The sequence below is a fragment of the Rhodopseudomonas sp. G2_2311 genome (assembly GCF_047501505.1).
Lineage (GTDB): Bacteria > Pseudomonadota > Alphaproteobacteria > Rhizobiales > Xanthobacteraceae > Rhodopseudomonas > Rhodopseudomonas palustris_H.
Window position 1 is genome coordinate 1 of sequence record NZ_JAZDRK010000026.1, and the last position, 16,814, is coordinate 16,814.

The 16,814-nt window shown below is 65.3% G+C and carries 14 protein-coding genes; 5 read left to right on the forward strand and 9 right to left on the reverse strand.

Annotation, left to right across the window (positions count from 1 at the left end):
• Nucleotides 1-54 precede the first annotated feature (54 nt).
• The 6 genes from VRZ08_RS22580 to VRZ08_RS22605 all read right to left on the reverse strand — a co-directional run bounded on the left by VRZ08_RS22580 (nt 55) and on the right by VRZ08_RS22605 (nt 6,027).
• The gene (locus tag VRZ08_RS22580) at nt 55-990 is read right to left on the reverse strand and encodes a DUF1932 domain-containing protein (RefSeq protein WP_414533960.1); all 936 of its coding nucleotides are present in this window, start codon (nt 988-990) and stop codon (nt 55-57) included.
• On the reverse strand, nt 990-1,685 hold the full coding sequence (ligK, locus tag VRZ08_RS22585) for a 4-carboxy-4-hydroxy-2-oxoadipate aldolase/oxaloacetate decarboxylase (RefSeq protein ID WP_414533961.1): 696 nt from the start codon (nt 1,683-1,685) through the stop codon (nt 990-992). The genes VRZ08_RS22580 and ligK overlap by 1 nt, the downstream gene beginning before the upstream one ends.
• Nucleotides 1,686-1,687: 2 nt before the next feature.
• A complete protein-coding gene (locus tag VRZ08_RS22590) occupies nt 1,688-2,716 on the reverse strand; it encodes an amidohydrolase family protein (RefSeq protein ID WP_414533962.1) in 1,029 nt (342 codons plus the stop codon).
• 166 nt (nt 2,717-2,882) lie between these two features.
• Complete coding sequence (locus VRZ08_RS22595) at nt 2,883-4,040, reverse strand: 4-oxalomesaconate tautomerase (protein ID WP_414533963.1); 1,158 nt, start codon at nt 4,038-4,040, stop codon at nt 2,883-2,885.
• Nucleotides 4,041-4,167: 127 nt separating this feature from the next.
• Nucleotides 4,168-5,070 (reverse strand): LysR substrate-binding domain-containing protein, encoded by a 903-nt coding sequence (locus tag VRZ08_RS22600; RefSeq protein ID WP_414533964.1) that lies wholly within the window; start codon nt 5,068-5,070, stop codon nt 4,168-4,170.
• A gap of 21 nt (nt 5,071-5,091) precedes the next feature.
• Entirely contained in the window at nt 5,092-6,027 is a 936-nt protein-coding gene (locus tag VRZ08_RS22605) for a tripartite tricarboxylate transporter substrate binding protein (RefSeq protein WP_414533965.1), read from the reverse strand.
• A gap of 228 nt (nt 6,028-6,255) precedes the next feature.
• On the opposite strand from VRZ08_RS22605, the gene VRZ08_RS22610 reads away from it, so the two are divergent.
• Nucleotides 6,256-7,419, forward strand: a complete 1,164-nt coding sequence (locus tag VRZ08_RS22610) for an NADH:flavin oxidoreductase/NADH oxidase (protein ID WP_164573811.1) — start codon at nt 6,256-6,258, stop codon at nt 7,417-7,419.
• A 189-nt stretch (nt 7,420-7,608) separates the two neighbouring features.
• On the opposite strand, the gene VRZ08_RS22615 is transcribed toward VRZ08_RS22610, so the two are convergent.
• Together VRZ08_RS22615 and VRZ08_RS22620 are read right to left on the reverse strand one after the other, a co-directional pair.
• Nucleotides 7,609-7,986 carry a hypothetical protein gene (locus VRZ08_RS22615; protein WP_107346226.1) on the reverse strand — a complete coding sequence of 126 codons (378 nt, stop codon included), beginning with the start codon at nt 7,984-7,986 and terminating at the stop codon, nt 7,609-7,611.
• Between the two features lie 148 nt (nt 7,987-8,134).
• On the reverse strand, nt 8,135-10,105 hold the full coding sequence (locus tag VRZ08_RS22620) for a methyl-accepting chemotaxis protein (protein ID WP_414533966.1): 1,971 nt from the start codon (nt 10,103-10,105) through the stop codon (nt 8,135-8,137).
• A 734-nt stretch (nt 10,106-10,839) separates the two neighbouring features.
• Here VRZ08_RS22620 and VRZ08_RS22625 point away from each other — a divergent pair.
• The gene (locus VRZ08_RS22625) at nt 10,840-11,298 is read left to right on the forward strand and encodes a hypothetical protein (protein WP_107357156.1); all 459 of its coding nucleotides are present in this window, start codon (nt 10,840-10,842) and stop codon (nt 11,296-11,298) included.
• 175 nt (nt 11,299-11,473) lie between these two features.
• On the forward strand, nt 11,474-12,073 hold the full coding sequence (locus VRZ08_RS22630; protein WP_107346223.1) for an SCO family protein: 600 nt from the start codon (nt 11,474-11,476) through the stop codon (nt 12,071-12,073).
• 1 nt (nt 12,074) lies between these two features.
• On the opposite strand, the gene VRZ08_RS22635 is transcribed toward VRZ08_RS22630, so the two are convergent.
• On the reverse strand, nt 12,075-14,126 hold the full coding sequence (locus VRZ08_RS22635) for a glycosyltransferase (protein ID WP_414533967.1): 2,052 nt from the start codon (nt 14,124-14,126) through the stop codon (nt 12,075-12,077).
• A 40-nt stretch (nt 14,127-14,166) separates the two neighbouring features.
• Between VRZ08_RS22635 and VRZ08_RS22640 the strand changes: the two genes are divergently transcribed.
• On the forward strand, nt 14,167-15,123 hold the full coding sequence (locus tag VRZ08_RS22640) for a transporter substrate-binding domain-containing protein (RefSeq protein ID WP_414533968.1): 957 nt from the start codon (nt 14,167-14,169) through the stop codon (nt 15,121-15,123).
• Between the two features lie 33 nt (nt 15,124-15,156).
• Nucleotides 15,157-16,794, forward strand: a complete 1,638-nt coding sequence (locus VRZ08_RS22645; RefSeq protein WP_414533969.1) for a lysine--tRNA ligase — start codon at nt 15,157-15,159, stop codon at nt 16,792-16,794.
• The last annotated feature ends 20 nt before the right edge of the window (nt 16,795-16,814 follow it).

The window sequence follows — 16,814 nt, forward strand, 5'->3', positions numbered from 1 at the left end:
GACCCTCCCCGCAAGGGGGAGGGGTGCCATGGGCGCCGCGGCTACAAATTCAGGTCAAGACTTCCGTTCTTGGTCGTCCTTCACCTTCGCCAGAATCCGATCAGCCTCGGTCCGCCAATCCGAACTCCGCGCGAAGCCGGATGCGCCGCGGGTGCCGAACAGGCCCTCGTCTGCCAGATCCGCCACCCAGGCTTGCCGCTCCGCGGTGCCTTGCGCCGACCACGGTGTCAGGCCGGCTTCGCGCACCGTCTCGGCGACTTCGCGGACTTCTTCGGCGCGGCGCCGGCCGTGTTCGATCACGCGCTGGAAGAAATAGGCGCCCTGCTTCTCCCAATCGATCGACGGAAACGTCTCCTGCAGCGAGGCGATTACCGCGTCCTCGACGCCGTAGGCCCGCGCGGTGGTGAAGCTCTCGATCACCATCGCCTCCAGCCCCTTGATCATGATGCTGCGGCACATCTTGGTGGCCGAGGCGACGCCGAGACAGTCGCTGGCCGGCTTGGCGGCGAAGCCGAGCGTATTGATCAGCGGTGCCAATTCGGCTGCGTGCGCGCCGCCGAGCAGCAGCGGCACCTTGATGCGATATGGCGGCACCGAGGTCATCACCGCGCCTTCGACATAGCGCCCCTCAGCGCCGTCGATCAGGGAGGCGGCGCGCTGTTTGGCGCCGGGCGAGGCGGAGTTGAAGTCGAGAAACCAGGTGCCTTGATTGATCGCGCCGGCGCAGGCCTCGGCGACTGCGACAGTTTGGCTCGCCGTCACCGCTGAGATGATGAAATCGCTGCGCGCTGCGAGCTCGGCATGCGATGTCGTCAGCGCCACGCCGTGGCGGCTGGCATGCTCGCGCAGCGGCCCGCCGCGATCATCGGCGAGCTTGACGTCATAGGCCGTGACCTTGACGCTCTGGGCGCGCAGATCCTCGGCGAGGATCTTGCCGACCTCACCATAGCCGACGATCCCGACCTGCCATTGTTTCGCCGCGCTGCTCATCAGTCGATGTACTTCAGGCCGGCTTTTTCCAGCGGCTCGCGCATCTTGTACATGTCGAGGCCGAGCACGCCGCTCGCCAACTTGGCGCGCTTCTCGGCCTCGTTGGCCTCCCGGGCCTCGGCCGCATCGGCCGCCATCTGAGCGACTGCGGCGGGCACCACCACGACGCCGTCGTCATCGGCAATCACCACGTCGCCGGGCGTGATTTGGGCGCTGGCGGCGACCACCGGGATGTTGACCGAGCCGAGCGTCGCTTTCACCGTGCCCTTGGCGTGGATCGCCTTGGACCACACCGGAAACTTCATCTCGGTGAGATCGCGGACGTCGCGGACGCCGGCGTCGATGATCAGGCCGAGCGCGCCGCGAGCACGAAAGCTGCTGGCGAGCAGGTCGCCGAAGAAGCCGTCGGTGGAGTCGGCGGTGCAGGCCGCGACCACGACGTCGCCGGGCTGAATTTGCTCGGCGACCACATGCATCATCCAGTTGTCGCCCGGCTGCAGCAGCACGGTGACGGCGGTGCCGCAGATATGCGCGCCGGGATAGATCGGCCGCATATACGGCGCCATCAGGCCGACGCGGCCCATCGCCTCGTGCACGGTGGCGACGCCGAACCGCGACAGCTTCTCGACGGCAGCCTTGTCGGCGCGGCCGATGTTGCGCTTGACGATGCCGAGATCGTTCATCCGCACGGTCATGATTACTTACCCTTCGCCTTGAGCGCGGCATCGAGCCGCGGATAGACGCGGCGGGCGTTGCCTTCGTAGATCTGCTGCTTCTCTTCCGGGGTCAGGATGGTCGACGCCTCGATGTAGCGCTTGGTGTCGTCGTAGTAGAACCCGGTCCTGGGATCGACGCCGCGTACCGCGCCGATCATCTCCGAAGCGAACAGCACGTTGTCGACCGGAATCACGGTGTTGAGCAGGTCGATGCCCGGCTGGTGGTACACGCAGGTGTCGAAGAAGATGTTGTTCAGCACATGGTCCTCGAGCAGCGGCTTCTTCATCTCCTGCGCCAGACCGCGGAACCGGCCCCAGTGATACGGCACCGCGCCGCCGCCATGCGGGATGATGAATTTCAGCTCCGGAAAGTCCTTGAACAGATCGCCGGCGACGCACTGCATGAACGCGGTGGTGTCGGCGTTGAGATAATGCGCGCCGGTGGTGTGGAAGCAGGCGTTGCAGCTGGTCGAGACGTGGATCATCGCCGGGATCTGCAGCTCGACCATCTTCTCGTAGATCGGATACCAGACTCGGTCGGTCAGCGGCGGCGAGGTCCAGTGCCCGCCCGACGGATCGGGATTGAGGTTGATGGCGACGAAGCCGTAGTCCTTGACGCACTTCTCCAGCTCGGGAATGCAGGTCTTCGGATCGACGCCCGGCGACTGCGGCAGCATCGCGGCACCGATGAAGTTGTCGGGGAACAGCTGTGCCACGCGGGCGCACAGCTCGTTGCAGATCGCCGCCCAGGTCGACGACACGTTGAAGTCACCGATGTGGTGCGCCATGAACGAGGCGCGCGGGCTAAACACCGTCAGGTCGCTGCCGCGCTCCTGCATCTTCTTGAGCTGGTTCTCGATGATCGAGGCGCGCAGTTCGTCATCCGAAATCTTCAGCTCGGACACTTTCGGCATCACGGACGGATCCTTGATGCCGGCGATCTGCCGGTTGCGCCAATCCTCCAGCGCCTTCGGCGCGGTGGTGTAGTGGCCGTGAATGTCGATGATCATCGGGTGTCCCTAACTTCTTGTTCTTCGTCATTGCCGGGCTTGACCCGCCTGCGGGGCCGAAGCCCCTCCGGCGCGGCGTAGGCCCGGCAATCCATCGCCCTTCTGAAGATGGATGCGCGGGTCAAGCCCGCGCATGACGCCTGTTGTTTATGACCCGCTCACTAACTCAGCGAGCGTCGATACGCGTTCCAGTTTCGTCGTTGTTTCGCCCCGCGCGCCGCAGCGCTGCGTCGTTGGTCTGATTCCCGTCCCACACCGAGTCCGGCACCATCGCTTCGCCGCGCATGATCAGGCGGGCGGTGCGCAGCAGGGCGGCGCGGGTGACGTTTTGCGGGTTCTGCGGGTCGACCTCGATTTCGACCGAGAATTCGCCGGTCGGATGCTCCACCGAGATCTGCTTGACGGTGCCGTCCGGCACCTGCGCGATGCCTTCGGTGACGCTGCCCTTCAGCACGCAAGCGGTCGCAACGGTCACTGCGGCGAGCACGCCGATGGCGTCGTGGCAGACATGCGGGATGAAGCTGCGGGTCGAGATGCTGCCGCCGGCGCGCGGCGCCGAGATCAGCGTCATCTTCGGATAGTTCTTCGAGGTGACGTCGCCGAGCTGCATCGCATGGCCGCAGGCGATCCGCAGCTTCTCCAGGCGCGCTTTCAGCTCGGTGTCGGCGTTGAGCTGGGCGACGCCCTCATAGCCGGTGCGGCCGACCGCCTCGGCGCGAAACATCACCAGCGGCATGCCGTTGTCGATGCAGGTCACCTCGACGCCGTCGATGATATCGCGGACGTTGCCGGTTGGCAGCAGGCCGGGCGCCACCGAACCCGCAGTATCGAGGAAGTTGATCTTGATCGGCGCCGAGGTGCCGGGCGCGCCGTCGATCCGCGCGTCGCCTTCGTAATCGACATGGCCATTCGGCGTCTGCACCGTGATGTCGCACTGCATATCGGTGTTCAGCGTCAGCACCCGCAGCGTGGTGGTCGGCCCTTGCGGCTTCACCAGCCCGGTTTCCAGCGCGAACGGCACGACCGCAGCCAGCATGTTGCCGCAGTTCGGCGTGGTATCGACCGTGTCTTTGTCAGGCTGGAGCTGGGCGAACAAGAAATCGAGGTCGACGCCGGGCTTCGATCCTTTGGAAACGATGCCGACCTTGCTGGTGAGCGGATGCGCGCCGCCGAGGCCGTCGATCTGGCGGCGGTCGGGCGAGCCCATCACCGCGAGCAGCACCTTGTCGCGGGTGGCGATGTCGCTCGGCAGGTCGGCTGCATTGAAGAAGGGGCCGCGTGAGGTCCCGCCGCGCATGAACAGGCAGGGAATGGCGGTTTGCATTCGTTTCCTTCCGGATTGTTATTGCTATTTTGGCCGGGCGGCCTGACCGGCGCCACGGCGGGTGGTCTATAACAGCTATCGGCTTCCGGCATGGCAAGCGCCCGCGCCGAAAAACCGTAAGCCGGAATCAGGTCGGCAGCGTGTTCACCAGGTCGGTCAGGATCCGCATGCTGTGCTGCGCCAGCGGTGTCGGCCGCCGCGTCGCGGACACCACGAGGCAAAGAGCACTCGCCGGTGCGGGTTCGATCAGCGGACGCATCACCAACTCGGCCGCCCGCGGCGAAGCTGCCACCCCGCTGCGCGTCAGCACCGCGTGGCCGTAGCCGGCGCAAACCAATTCGATGATCGACGGCACGCTCGAGACTTCCCAGGCGATGTCGAGCTTGACGCCGGCCAGCGCCGCCTCGTTCTCCAGCAGCCGGCGCATCGCGTGCACCCGTTCGGGCACGATCAGCGGATATTTCGACAGCTCTTTGAACGGCAGCGGTGCCGCGGCGGTGCGACGCTTGCCGGCGGGTGCGTGGCTCACCAGTCCGAGCGGTTCCTGCAGCAGCGGCGTGATCTCGATGCCGGACTGCGCGTCCGGATTGTAGACCAGGCCGACATCGGCGCGGCCGGTGGTGACCCATTCGATGATGTGTGACGACAGGCCCTCGACGATCGCCAGCCGTGCCGACGGCAAGGTGCGCTTGAAATGGTCGATCAGCGGAAGCGTCAATTGCCGCGCAATCGACGGCGGCAACCCGATGGTGACGCGGCCGACCGGCGCGTCGCGGCTGGCGCCGAGATCCTCGCGGGCATGCGCGACCATCTGCATGATGGCGACGGAGTGATCGAACAGCCGCCGCCCGGCCTCGGTCAGCGCCACGCCGCGGCCGTTGCGCAGGAACAATTGCTGGCGCAGTTCGGTCTCCAGCCCGCGCACCTGCCGGCTTAGCGCCGGCTGGGCGACATCCAGCACCATCGCGGCCTTGCTGAACGAGCCGAGCTCGGCGACATGCATGAAATATTCGAGCTGCTTGAGGTTCATCGCCTGATCGCGGGCCCGCCGCTATTGCCGCTCGATGCCGGACTGCTCGATCACGGCGCGCCATTTCTCGATGTCGCCGCGCAGCCGTGCCGCCAACTGGTCTGGCGTCGACGGTTTGGCATCGATGCCGAGTTCAAGCATCTTCTTCTTCAGCGCGGGATCTGCGAGGATCTCCTGCAGCGCCGTGTTCAAGGCGCCGATCACGCCGGGTGGCGTGCCGGCCGGTGCGAACAACCCGTTCCAGGATTCGATGCTGGCTTCGATGCCGCTCTCACGCAGAGTGGGAATGTCGGGCGTGATCTTCGAGCGCAGCGGCCCGGTCGCTGCCAGCGCCCGGATCTTGCCGTCGGCGAGATTTCCCTTCAGCGCCGAATAGCTGTCGATCGTCAGATCGACGCTGTCCTGCAGCAGCGCCACCAGCACTTCCGGCGTTCCGCGAAACGGAACAATCACGAAGTCGACGCCGGCCGCAGTCTTGAACAACGCCGCGGCGAGGTTCTGCGTGCTGCCGGTGTTGATGGTGCCGACATTGAGCGCGCCTGGCTTCTGCTTCGCCGCCTTGATGATGTCTTCCAGCGTCTTGAACTTGGACTCGGCGCGCACCGCGAACAGGAAGTCGAAGGTGCCGAGGCTGGAGATCGGCGCGAAATCCTTTACCGGATCGAACGGCAGCTTCTTGAACAGCGATACGCTGATCGCGGTGCCGTTCGACAACAGCGCCAGCGTGGTGCCGTCCGGCGGCGACGAGATCACCGTGCGCGCCGCGGCGATGCCGCCGGCGCCCGGCTGGTTCTCGACATAGAAACGCTGGCCGAGTTTGGTGCCGAGCTGATCGGCGATCAGCCGCGCTGTGATGTCGGCGACCCCGCCGGCCGCGAACGGCAGCACGATCCGCACCGGGCGGGTCGGATACAGGCCCTGCGCCCGTGCGGGCGACGGAATCCTCGCCGTCGCCAAGGCTGCGGCAGCGGTGGTCAGGACGGCCCGGCGAGACAAAACAATACGTCGGATCAAGCTCATGGCGCGACGATAGTCCAACTGAACCGGATTTCACAGCGACCGCTGCAATTGACCTGATGCGGCCAGACCGTCAGAATCGTGCGTAACGAACGGGAGGGGCTGGCGCCTGCGCCGAGCTGTCCGCCCGACTGAAGAAGTCTTTCCGAGGAACGTTGTGGAGTCCCGATGTCACAGCCGCCGCTGTTTCGCCCGTTCACCCTGCGCGGCATCACCGCCAAGAACCGCATCCTGATCTCGCCGATGTGCCAGTATTCCGCGGTCGATGGCGTGGCCAACGACTGGCACCTGGTGCATCTCGGCAAATTCGCCCAGGGCGGCACCGGCATCGTGATGGTCGAAGCGACCGCGGTAACCGCCAACGGCCGCATCACTCATGGCGATCTCGGACTCTGGAACGACGACCAGATCCGGCCGCTGGAGCGGATCGCCGCCTTTCTGCGCGACAATGGTGCGGTGCCAGCGATTCAGCTCGCCCACGCCGGCCGCAAGGCGAGCATGCAGCGGCCTTGGTACGGCAACGCCGCGCTGACCGCGGAGGACATCGCCCGCGGTGATCAGCCGTGGGACATCGTCGCGCCGAGCGCGATCCCGATGGACGAAGGTTGGCTGACGCCGCAGGAACTGACCGACGACGACCTCGATCATCTGCTCGAGGCTTGGCGCAGCGCGACGCTGCGCGCGGTCGAAGCCGGGTTCGAGATGCTCGAAGTGCACTGCGCCCACGGCTATCTGCTGCACTCGTTCCTGTCGCCGCTGTCGAACAAGCGCACCGACGCCTATGGTGGCGACCGCGCCGGGCGGATGCGGTTTCCGTTGGAGGTGATCGAGACGGTGCGCGCCGCCTGGCCCGACACACTGCCGCTGGCGGTGCGGGTATCGGCGGTCGATGGCGTCGATGGCGGCATCGAGCTTGCCGACTCGGTGGTGTTCGCGCGCGAGGCCAAGGCGCGCGGTGCCGACATCATCGATTGTTCGTCGGGCGGACTGCTCGGATCGGCCACCGCCAACCGGATTCCGCGCGGTTACGGCTTCCAGGTGCCGTTCGCCGAAACCATCCGCACCGAAGCCGAGATCCCGACCATCGCGGTCGGGCTGATCATCCATCCCGATCAGGCCGAGAAGATCGTCGAGCAGGGGCAGGCCGATCTGATCGCGATCGGCCGCGAGGCGCTGTTCGATCCGAACTGGGCGCTACACGCACAGCTCGAACTCACCGAAGGCGATGAGGTGTTCGCCGACTGGCCGAAGCAATATGGCTGGTGGCTGGAGCGCCGCGAGTCGGGGCTACGCAAACTCGACGGGCCGAAGCTGCCGTTCCGGCGGAGCTGAGAGATCAACCGCGCCGTCTGAAAACGCGGATGGCCGGGACGAAGCCCGGCCATCACGACGTTGGTGTAGACGCAAATTAGAGCGAAGTCGGTAGGATGGGTTGAGCGTACAGCGAAACCCATCGAAACGGTCGGCGCATCAGGATGGGGGGCGGACAAACTCCCCCAATCCTAAGACGTTAACGAGTCGTTACCAGCCGCAGCCGCCGCAGCGCGGGCGGACCGGCGCGTAGTAGCTGTAGCCCGGCGACACCATCTCGACGCGCTCGCGGGTGGCGTATTGCGGCGGGATGCGCTCGTATTCAACTCCGCCGGGAGAGACCATCACGGTCTTCGGCACCATCACGGTGCGATACTGCGGCGGAACGCGGTGGGCGACCACGCGGCCCGGGTTGACCATCACCGTCTCCTCGACGGTGCGGTATTCCGGAGCAACGTATTGCTGCTGATAGCAGGTGTAGCACGGCGGCGGGGCGCAGCCGTAACAAGCGGAAGCTGCGGTCGGCAGCGCGACGGCCGCGCCGGCGACGACGGCGGAAGCGAGCAAAGCGGCGGACAAACGAGACATGGACGATCCTCAGCGCCAATGAAATATCGCCGCATGTTTGGTTGTGATCACGACGTCCGTCAACGATCGAGCAGAATCAACCTTTACGAAGATCATTAACGGCGCGGCTTGGTAACCACTTGGTCATCAATCCGCCGCGCGCCGCGAACTAAGCCGCCCGCACCGTTCGGAGGAAGCGGGCGACCTCGTCCTTCAGCCTGGTGCTGTCATGCGCCAGCGACTGCGCCGCGGACAGCACCTGCGCCGAAGCCGAGCCGGTCGCCGAGGCGCCGCGCTGAACCTCGACGATGTTCACCGAGACCTGGTGCGCACCTTCGGCGGCATGGTGCACGTTGCGCGAGATCTCCTGGGTTGCGGCGCCCTGTTCTTCCACTGCGGAAGCGATCGTCGCGGCGATCTCCGACATCCGCGCGATGGTCTCGCCGATCTGCCGGATCGCGCTCACCGACTGGTCGGTGGCGGTCTGGATGCCGCCGACCTGCTGGCTGATCTGGTCGGTGGCCTTGGCGGTCTGTTCGGCGAGCTGCTTCACTTCGGCCGCCACCACGGCGAAGCCGCGGCCGGCTTCGCCGGCACGCGCCGCCTCGATCGTGGCATTCAGCGCCAGCAGGTTGGTCTGGGCCGCGATGGTGTTGATCAGTTCGACCACGTCACCGATCCGCGATGCGGCTTCGGACAGGTGGCTGACGCGCTCATTGGTGGCCTGCGCCTGCGTCACCGCCTCGCTGGCAATCCGCGCCGACTCCTGCACCTGGCGGCTGATTTCGTTGACCGAGGATGACATCTCTTCGCTGGCCGACGCCACCGACTGCACATTGGTGGACGCCTCCTCGGAAGCTGCGGCGACCAGGGTGGTGAACTGCTGGGCGTGATCGGCGGTCGAGGTCAGGGTGGTCGCCGAAGCTTCCAGCTCGGTCGAGGCCGACGACACGGTCTCGACGATCTCGCCGACCGCGTCTTCGAATTTGGCGGCGAGAGCGATCATCTCGCCCTTGCGCTGCTGCGTGGCCAGCCGGTCATGCTCCGCCTTGGCGGCGGCTTCTGCTGCGGCGCGCTCCTCGGCCTTCAGCTTGCAGGACTCCACCGCCCGCGCCATGTCGCCGATCTCGTCGCTGCGCTGCAGGCCCGGCAGCACTAGATCGAGTTCGCCGTCGCCGAGGCGGCGGATGCCGGTGTTCAGCCCGCTGAGCGGCTTGGTGATCGACCGCGCGATCCAAATGCCGAGCACCATCACGGTCAGGATGATGGCAATGATCGCGATCTGCATGCGCTGCTCAGTGGCGCGCCGCGCGGTGCCGGCCATCGTCTTGGCGAGCTCTGCCTGCTGACGCACCGTGCTGGAGAGTTCGTCGAGCGCGGGCTGCAGTGCCCGGTAGGTCGTCACCATGTCTTTTTCGGCACGATCCAGCGCCAGGGCATTCTCCATCCAGGCGGAGAAGTCGCGCTGATAGGCGGCGAGCTTTTGCGTGATTTCGGACTTGGCCGTTGGCGGAAGATCGGAGGCGGCGAGCAGCTTGGCGAATTCGGCGGATTGCTTTTTCATCTCGTCGCCGTATTTCGGATGACGGCGGAGCATGAAGTCCTTCTCGTGCCGGCGCATCATCAGCATCTGCACCATCAGGGGCGGGGAGTCGAAGCTGCTGATCGTCTTTTCGACATCGTGCACCGACGCTCGCAGGCTGCCTTCGAGCCCAAGATCTTCCTTGAGGCCGAGCTTCACGGTGGCCTCACTGAACCTGCCGAATTGGCGCTGGTAGTTTTCAAAGCCGTCCTGCACCGACTTCAAACTGCGGGTGAGTTCAGTCTGACCGGATGCCTCGGTCTGCCGGATCATGTCCGTGAGCGTCTCGGCTGCCACTCGTCCGCTCTGCTGAAACATGCCGAGATATTGCTCGTCCTTGCGCAGCATGAAGTTTTTCTCGGCGCGGCGCTGCTCGAGCAGGGCGATTTGCAATTTTGCGTTGCTGTCGCCGAGTGTGCGGGCTCGTTCGTCAATCAGCCTCGCTGCGTCTTGTGACGATGTTCCGATCATATACAGCGCGCCAAAGGCGAGAACGCCGATGATGCCGACCAGAGCGATGGAATTGATCTTGGACGTGAGGCCGAGACGAAGAGACATGGGAGATCCCGAGTTTCAGACGATTCGCTTGAACGATGACGTGTGAGTTGTGGACGTGCTTGTTGGTGAGGCAGGCAATCTGCACAAACACTGAGCAATCTGCGACGTAGTCGATCGCTGGTCCGATGAGGCTCCAGATTCGAATCTTGACGTAATAACTAAGCTTGGACGAGCCGGTGCTAAGTTTGCCTTAAGATCTCCCGCGATGTTGAAATCCTGGTACTTGTCCGGATCGAATTGATTAGTTGTCGCGAAGCTTTCGCAAGACGGGGATGACGCTTCGATGACGATCGCTGGGAAATTTCAGGCAGACGCCGGATCGAAGGCGATCGATTACTAACAGAGGCGCGAGCGATAGAATCCGGTTCGGCGTTCTCGTGCGGTGTCGAGAGATTGCGCTCGACTCGATCGGTCGTAGTGACGCACGTCAGCGCATCTCACGGGTCCCGTGGCTGGCGACGGACCTCCCTCGTGCGGTCTGCGTCCAGGCATCGGCCGCGGGTGCCGGCGGGCATCCGTCATGGAACCGAATCGGCGTTCCTCCACGACGTATCGAACCGTCCTGTTTCAGTTTGGGACCCCACCAACCGCAGTGCATCCTGCGGGCAACACTCGATTTGAAATTGGTCCGAGGCCGGCCGTCGATCTGGACAAAGCCTTGATCGGAAATCACCCTGACGCTGTTTCGAGGGCGCACGATCTGCGGCTTCGCGACGGGGATCGTTGGGGGAGCCATGAGACTGTTCACGGGGATGCTCGCGGCCATGCTGCTGGTCGCCAGCGTGGCGTCGAGCCAGGCGATGGTGCGGATCGCCGACGATCGTGGCGGCCGGATCGGAACCTATGTGGACCGCTACCAGTCGCTGCGCAGCTCCGGCGAAACCGTGATGATCGACGGCCTGTGCGCCTCGGCCTGCACCATCGTGCTGGGTGCGGTCCCGCACGATAAGATCTGCGTCACCTCCCGGGCCAATCTCGGCTTCCACGCCGCCTGGGATCTCGGCTCCAATGGCAACGTCATCACCAATACCGAAGCCACGCAGATGCTGTACACGATGTACCCGACCAGCATCCGCCGCTGGATCGCCAAGCGCGGTGGCTTGACCCGTCACATGATCTTTCTGCGCGGCAAGCAGCTGATGTCGATGTACCGTCCCTGTTACATGGACGCGCAGGCTCAGGCCGGCCGCTGATTCCGCGCCCACGATCCATCCTCCGGATCACGTGATCAGTGCGACGGCGTCGCGGCTTGCCGGGCGCCGCCGCTGGCTCTATTGGGGGCAACCGTGTGGCGATTGCCGCACATCGCAGCGGCCGGGCTGAAATAGCGTCGAACCAGCCGCTCCGAAGGTTGCGAGGTGTCTGCCGATGTCTGCACAAGCCAAATCCATCCGCCCGCTGGTCGTGATCGCCGCGTTTGCCGGCAGCCTGATCGTCGGCCTCGTGGTCGTGCTGTGGCTGCTCGGCGGTCTGCAGAAGATCTCGGCACCGGCGACGATCGGTGGTCCGTTCCGTCTCACCGACCAGAACGGCCAGGTCATCACCGAACAGAGCATGAAGGGAAAGCCGACCCTGATCTTCTTCGGCTTCACCCGCTGCCCGGACGTCTGCCCGACCTCGCTGTTCGAGTTGTCGCAGGTGCTCGGCGCGATGGGCCCCGATGCCGACCGCATCAATGCCTATTTCGTCTCGGTGGATCCCGAGCGCGACACTCCGCAGTCGATGAAGGACTATCTGTCGAGCTTCGATCCGCATCTGAAGGGGCTGGTCGGAACCCCGGAAGCCACCGAGAAGATCGAGAAGGCCTACCGGGTCTACGCCAAGAAGGTCCCGCTGAAGGACGGCGACTACACGATGGATCACACCGCGCTGATCTATCTGATGGACAAGTCGGGCAATTTCGTCTCGCCGTTCAACATCAAGCGCAAGCCCGAGGAGGCTGCGGCCGATCTGAAGCGGTATCTGTAGCTTACGCCGACAGCCGCCATCGCGACCGCCGGGCTTTTGGCTTCGGCGCCAGCGGATGCGGACGGCGGGCAACGCCGTGCTGAGTCTTGTCCCAGCGGTACGGACACCAGACGAATTGCGCCAGCGCGCGCCACGCCGCCGCCGATAGGCACAGCCAATAGAGCGGCGTCAGCGCCAATGCCCCGGCGTGCCGTAACTGCCGCCGCCGGGCGAGGCCGAGCAGGCCGACCACCAATGTCGACGCAACGCCGGATGCGATCGTCAGCCAGTGCAGCGCGCTCGGCGCCGCGGGCTCCAGCCAGCCGCCGAGCCACACCGGCAACTGCTCCGGCCAATCGATTGCCGCCGCCAGGGCGAGCCAGACTAATAATGGATAGGCCAGCGCCGACAGCACATTGCCGCCGACCACCAGGTTGAGGCCGACCACGCCACGCCAGCCGATCTCGCGCCACAGCCGGATCGGCTGCCGCATATGCACCTCCCAGGTCTGGATCCAGCCCTTCATCCAGCGTGCGCGCTGCGGCAGCCAGTTGCCAAACGCGATCGGAGCTTCCTCGTAGGTGGCCGAAGCAATGGTGACGCAGCGGTGGCCGAACCGGGCCAGCCGGAAGCCGAGGTCGGCGTCTTCGGTGACGTTGTGCGGATCCCAGCCGCCGATCGCGCGGAGCACATCGGTGCGGAAATGGTTGGATGTGCCGCCGAGCGGCAGCGGCAGGCCGAGCGCGGCCAGGCCTGGCAGAAACAGATCGAACTGGCCGGCATATTCGGCCAGGAATGTCCGCGACAGCCAGCTATGGGTGAGATTGTCGATGCACAGGCTGGCCTGGACGCAGGCGGTGTCGGGGCTCGCGGTATCGAACGCTGCCAACGCCGCCCGCAGCTGGTCCGGGTCGGGCCGGTCTTCGGCATCGTACACCGCAATGAAGCTGCCGCGCGCGAAGGCGAGGGCGTAGTTCAGCGCCTTCGGCTTGGTTCTCGGCTCGACCGCCGGTGCGATCAGTACCCGCAGGTGCGGCCGCTGTTTGATCCGTGCCAGTGCCGCGCGGGTGGCAAGGTCGTCGGGCTCGATCACCAGGATCAGGTCGAGCTTCTCGCGTGGGTAATCGAGCGCGTCCAGGGCCTCGACCAACGTTCCCACCGAGTCGGCCTCGCGATACAGCGCCGCCACCACCGTGTAGATCGGCAATTCGGCGTCCGGCTTTCGCGGCGGCGGTGGCAAGGTCGGGCGCGGCCACAAGCAGGCCAGCAATCGCAATCCGGCAAAGCCGATGAACCAGGCTGCCAGCAGCGTCGTCGTGGCGTCGGGATAGAGATAGAACGGCAGCGCGAGCAGGACCGCCACACAAACCCCGCGCTTCAGGCGCTGCCGCCACACCGGACCGGGCCGGCGCGGCGCCGCCGACAGCATCGGGTGCCGCTGGTGCAGATCGGAGCTGGCGATGTCGGCCAGTGCGCGCTCGCCCTGCCGCGCCAGAAAGGTCTCCAGATTCGCCGTCGAGGCCAATCGCAGCCGCGGGCGTGTGTCCGGATAGTCGTCCAGCAGCCTGCACAGTCGATGGCTCGCAAGATGTCGCGGCGCCACCACCCAGATCAATTCGCCATCGACCCGGAGCGGCACAATTCCGGTCGCAGTGGCAGACAAGATTTGCGCGTCCTCCAGCGGACAGTCGGCGCGGCCGAACGCGCCGAAGTCTTCGAAGCCGAGGCGAAGCCAGCGGGCGAGATAGCGGAGATACGCTTCCTCCTCGATCAGCCCCTGCTGAATCAGGACGCGGTCGGCACCGATGTCGAGGTCTCTGGCGCGCCGCGCGGCGGCCTGCAGCAGTGCCGGCGACAGCACGCCGCGCAAGCAATTCAGTTCCGGCGCTGCGATCGCTTCGGATTGTCGGTCCGCAGCCTCGCGGCATTGCTCGTCCGGATGATTGTCGTTGCTGACGTGGGCAGGCCGGGCGGCGAGAAAGCGGGGCGGCCCGGGCCATGGGGCGATTGCCTCACCATCGCCGCGCCCGTCGGTCATCGTCTCGTGCAGTCCGGCGTGGTCGGTCCCGACCATGGCACGCTCTTACGCAAACGATACTCGCGTCTCGCGTCGGATGGTCTATAAGACCGCCGGTGCGGAACCCCTGACTATGCAACCACAGATTGCGATATTGATCAATGGCCGACCGGCCGTCTGGCGCGCAGCCGTGGCGGCGCTGGCGCTCGCCGCGACCACGCTGCTGACGCCTGTCGCCGCGCGGGCTGCGGACACCGCGCCCGAGGCGAAGGCGATTGCGGACGCGACCGCGCATGCGGTGCCAGGGTTTTGGGATCCACGGCGGCGTCCGGAGCGGCCGGACATGTCGCGCCTGACGATGATCCGGTTCCTGACCGAGGTCGATTATCCGCCGTTCAACTTCACCGGGGCCGACGGCAATCCGGCAGGGTTCAACGTCGATCTGGCCCGCGCGCTGTGCGACGAGATCAAGATCACCTGCACGGTGCAGATGCGGAAGTTCGAGACCCTGCTCGACGCGCTCGCCGGCAATCGCGGCGATGCCATCATCGCGTCGCTGGCGGTGACGCCGCAGACCCGCACCAAGCTGGATTTCACCGATCCCTACTATCGCACGCCGGCGCGTTTCGTCGCCCGCAAGGATGCGGTGATGCCGGAGATGCGGCCGGAATATCTCGAAGGCCGTAAGGTCGGCGCGGTCGCCGGCTCGGCGCATGAGGCCTATCTGAAGGCGATGTTCACCGACGCCGAGCTGCATTCCTATCCGAATGCCGAGGCGCTGCGGACCGCGCTGAAGCGGGGCGAAGTCGATTTCATCTTCGGCGATGCGATCTCGCTGGCGTTCTGGATCAACGGCACCGACTCGGAGAATTGCTGCGCATTCTCCGGCGCTCCGTTCCTGGAGAGCCGCTATTTCGGCGAGGGTGTCGGCATCGCGGTGCGCAAGGGCAACGATACGTTGCGCCAGGCGCTGAATTGGGCGCTGTTCCGGGTTTGGGAAAAGGGCCAGTACACCGACTTGTGGCTCCGGTATTTTTCCGTCAGCCCGTTTTGAAAGACCCGCCTTCAAGGGCGGCTGGAGACCTGAATGACGACGATCGACCTTCCGAGCGCTTCCGAGCTGCGCACCCTCGCCGAACAATCCAACGCCTGGCCGTTCGAGCAGGCGCGCGCGCTGGTGAACCGGCTGAAAAAGCATCCGAAGGACGAGGTGTTGTTCGAGACCGGTTACGGTCCGTCGGGGTTGCCGCATATCGGCACGTTCGGCGAGGTCGCGCGCACCACGATGGTCCGCCATGCCTTCCGTGTGCTGACCGACGACAAGATCAAGACCAAGCTGCTGGCGTTCTCGGATGACATGGACGGCCTGCGCAAGGTGCCGGACAATGTGCCGAACAAGGAGCTGCTGGAGAAGAATCTCGGCAAGTCGCTGACCAGTGTGCCGGATCCGTTCGGCACCCATGATTCGTTCGGCGCCCACAACAACGCGCGGCTGCGCGCCTTCCTCGACACATTCGGTTTCGACTACGAGTTCGCCTCGGCGACCGATTACTACAAGTCGGGCCGGTTCGATGCGACGCTGCTGAAGGTGCTGGAGCGGCTCGAGAAGGTGATGGCGATCATGCTGCCGTCGCTCCGCGAGGAGCGCGCCGCCAGTTACTCGCCGTTCCTCCCCATTTGCCCGCGCACCGGCGTGGTGCTGCAGGTGCCGATCGTCGCGCACGACGTCAAGGCGGGCACGATTTCCTACGACGATCCGGAAACCAATGAGCGCATCACCGTTCCGGTCACCGGCGGCCACTGCAAGCTGCAATGGAAGCCGGATTGGGCGATGCGTTGGACCGCGCTCGGCGTCGACTACGAGATGGCCGGCAAGGACCTGATCGATTCTGTGAAGCTGTCCGGCAAGATCGCCCAGGCGATCGGCGGCACGCCGCCGGAAGGCTTCAACTACGAGCTGTTCCTCGACGACAAGGGCCAGAAGATCTCGAAGTCGAAAGGCAACGGCCTCACGATCGAAGAATGGCTGCGCTACGCGTCGCCGGAATCGCTGTCGCTGTTCATGTACCGCGAGCCGAAGGCGGCAAAGCGGCTGTATTTCGACGTGATCCCGCGCAATGTCGACGAGTATCAGCAGTTCCTCGATGGTTACGCGCGGCAGGATCTGAAGCAGCGGCTCGCCAATCCGGTCTGGCACATCCATTCCGGCAATCCGCCGCAAGCCGACATGCCGGTGACGTTCCAGCTGCTGTTGACGCTGGTGTCGTCGTCCAATGCCGAAAACGCCGATACGCTGTGGGGCTTCATTGGCCGCTACCGGCCGGGCGTGACGCCGCAGAGCCATCCCAAGCTCGACGCGATGGTCGGCTACGCGATCAATTACTACCGCGACTTCGTGGCGCCCACCAAGGTGTTCCGCGATCCGACCGACGCCGAGCGCGCCGCGCTGCAGGACTTGCGCGATGCGCTGTCCCAGCTGCCGGCGGACGCAACCGCCGAGGCGATCCAGGACGTGGTGTACGAGATCGGCCGCCGCGAGCCGTTCCTCGATCACAAGAAGACCGCCAAGGACGGCAAGCCGGGCGTGTCGCTCGACTGGTTCAACATGCTGTACCAGGTGCTGCTCGGCCAGGAGAAGGGGCCGCGGTTCGGCTCGTTCGTCGCCGTTTACGGCGTCAACAACGCGGTGGCGATGATCGACGGCGCGCTGGCGCGCAGCGCGTAAGATCAACAGGCGCGGCGCCG

Bases quoted from the DNA above. Each gene is read 5' to 3' on its own strand.
- VRZ08_RS22645 (WP_414533969.1), top strand. From the start codon at position 15,157: ATGACGACGATCGACCTTCCGAGCGCTTCCGAGCTGCGCACCCTCGCC.
- VRZ08_RS22600 (WP_414533964.1), bottom strand. From the start codon at position 5,070: ATGAACCTCAAGCAGCTCGAATATTTCATGCATGTCGCCGAGCTCGGC.
- VRZ08_RS22640 (WP_414533968.1), top strand. From the start codon at position 14,167: ATGGTCTATAAGACCGCCGGTGCGGAACCCCTGACTATGCAACCACAG.
- VRZ08_RS22610 (WP_164573811.1), top strand. From the start codon at position 6,256: ATGTCACAGCCGCCGCTGTTTCGCCCGTTCACCCTGCGCGGCATCACC.
- VRZ08_RS22590 (WP_414533962.1), bottom strand. From the start codon at position 2,716: ATGATCATCGACATTCACGGCCACTACACCACCGCGCCGAAGGCGCTG.
- VRZ08_RS22630 (WP_107346223.1), top strand. From the start codon at position 11,474: ATGTCTGCACAAGCCAAATCCATCCGCCCGCTGGTCGTGATCGCCGCG.
- ligK (WP_414533961.1), bottom strand. From the start codon at position 1,685: ATGACCGTGCGGATGAACGATCTCGGCATCGTCAAGCGCAACATCGGC.
- VRZ08_RS22615 (WP_107346226.1), bottom strand. From the start codon at position 7,986: ATGTCTCGTTTGTCCGCCGCTTTGCTCGCTTCCGCCGTCGTCGCCGGC.
- VRZ08_RS22635 (WP_414533967.1), bottom strand. From the start codon at position 14,126: ATGGTCGGGACCGACCACGCCGGACTGCACGAGACGATGACCGACGGG.
- VRZ08_RS22580 (WP_414533960.1), bottom strand. From the start codon at position 990: ATGAGCAGCGCGGCGAAACAATGGCAGGTCGGGATCGTCGGCTATGGT.
- VRZ08_RS22625 (WP_107357156.1), top strand. From the start codon at position 10,840: ATGAGACTGTTCACGGGGATGCTCGCGGCCATGCTGCTGGTCGCCAGC.
- VRZ08_RS22595 (WP_414533963.1), bottom strand. From the start codon at position 4,040: ATGCAAACCGCCATTCCCTGCCTGTTCATGCGCGGCGGGACCTCACGC.
- VRZ08_RS22620 (WP_414533966.1), bottom strand. From the start codon at position 10,105: ATGTCTCTTCGTCTCGGCCTCACGTCCAAGATCAATTCCATCGCTCTG.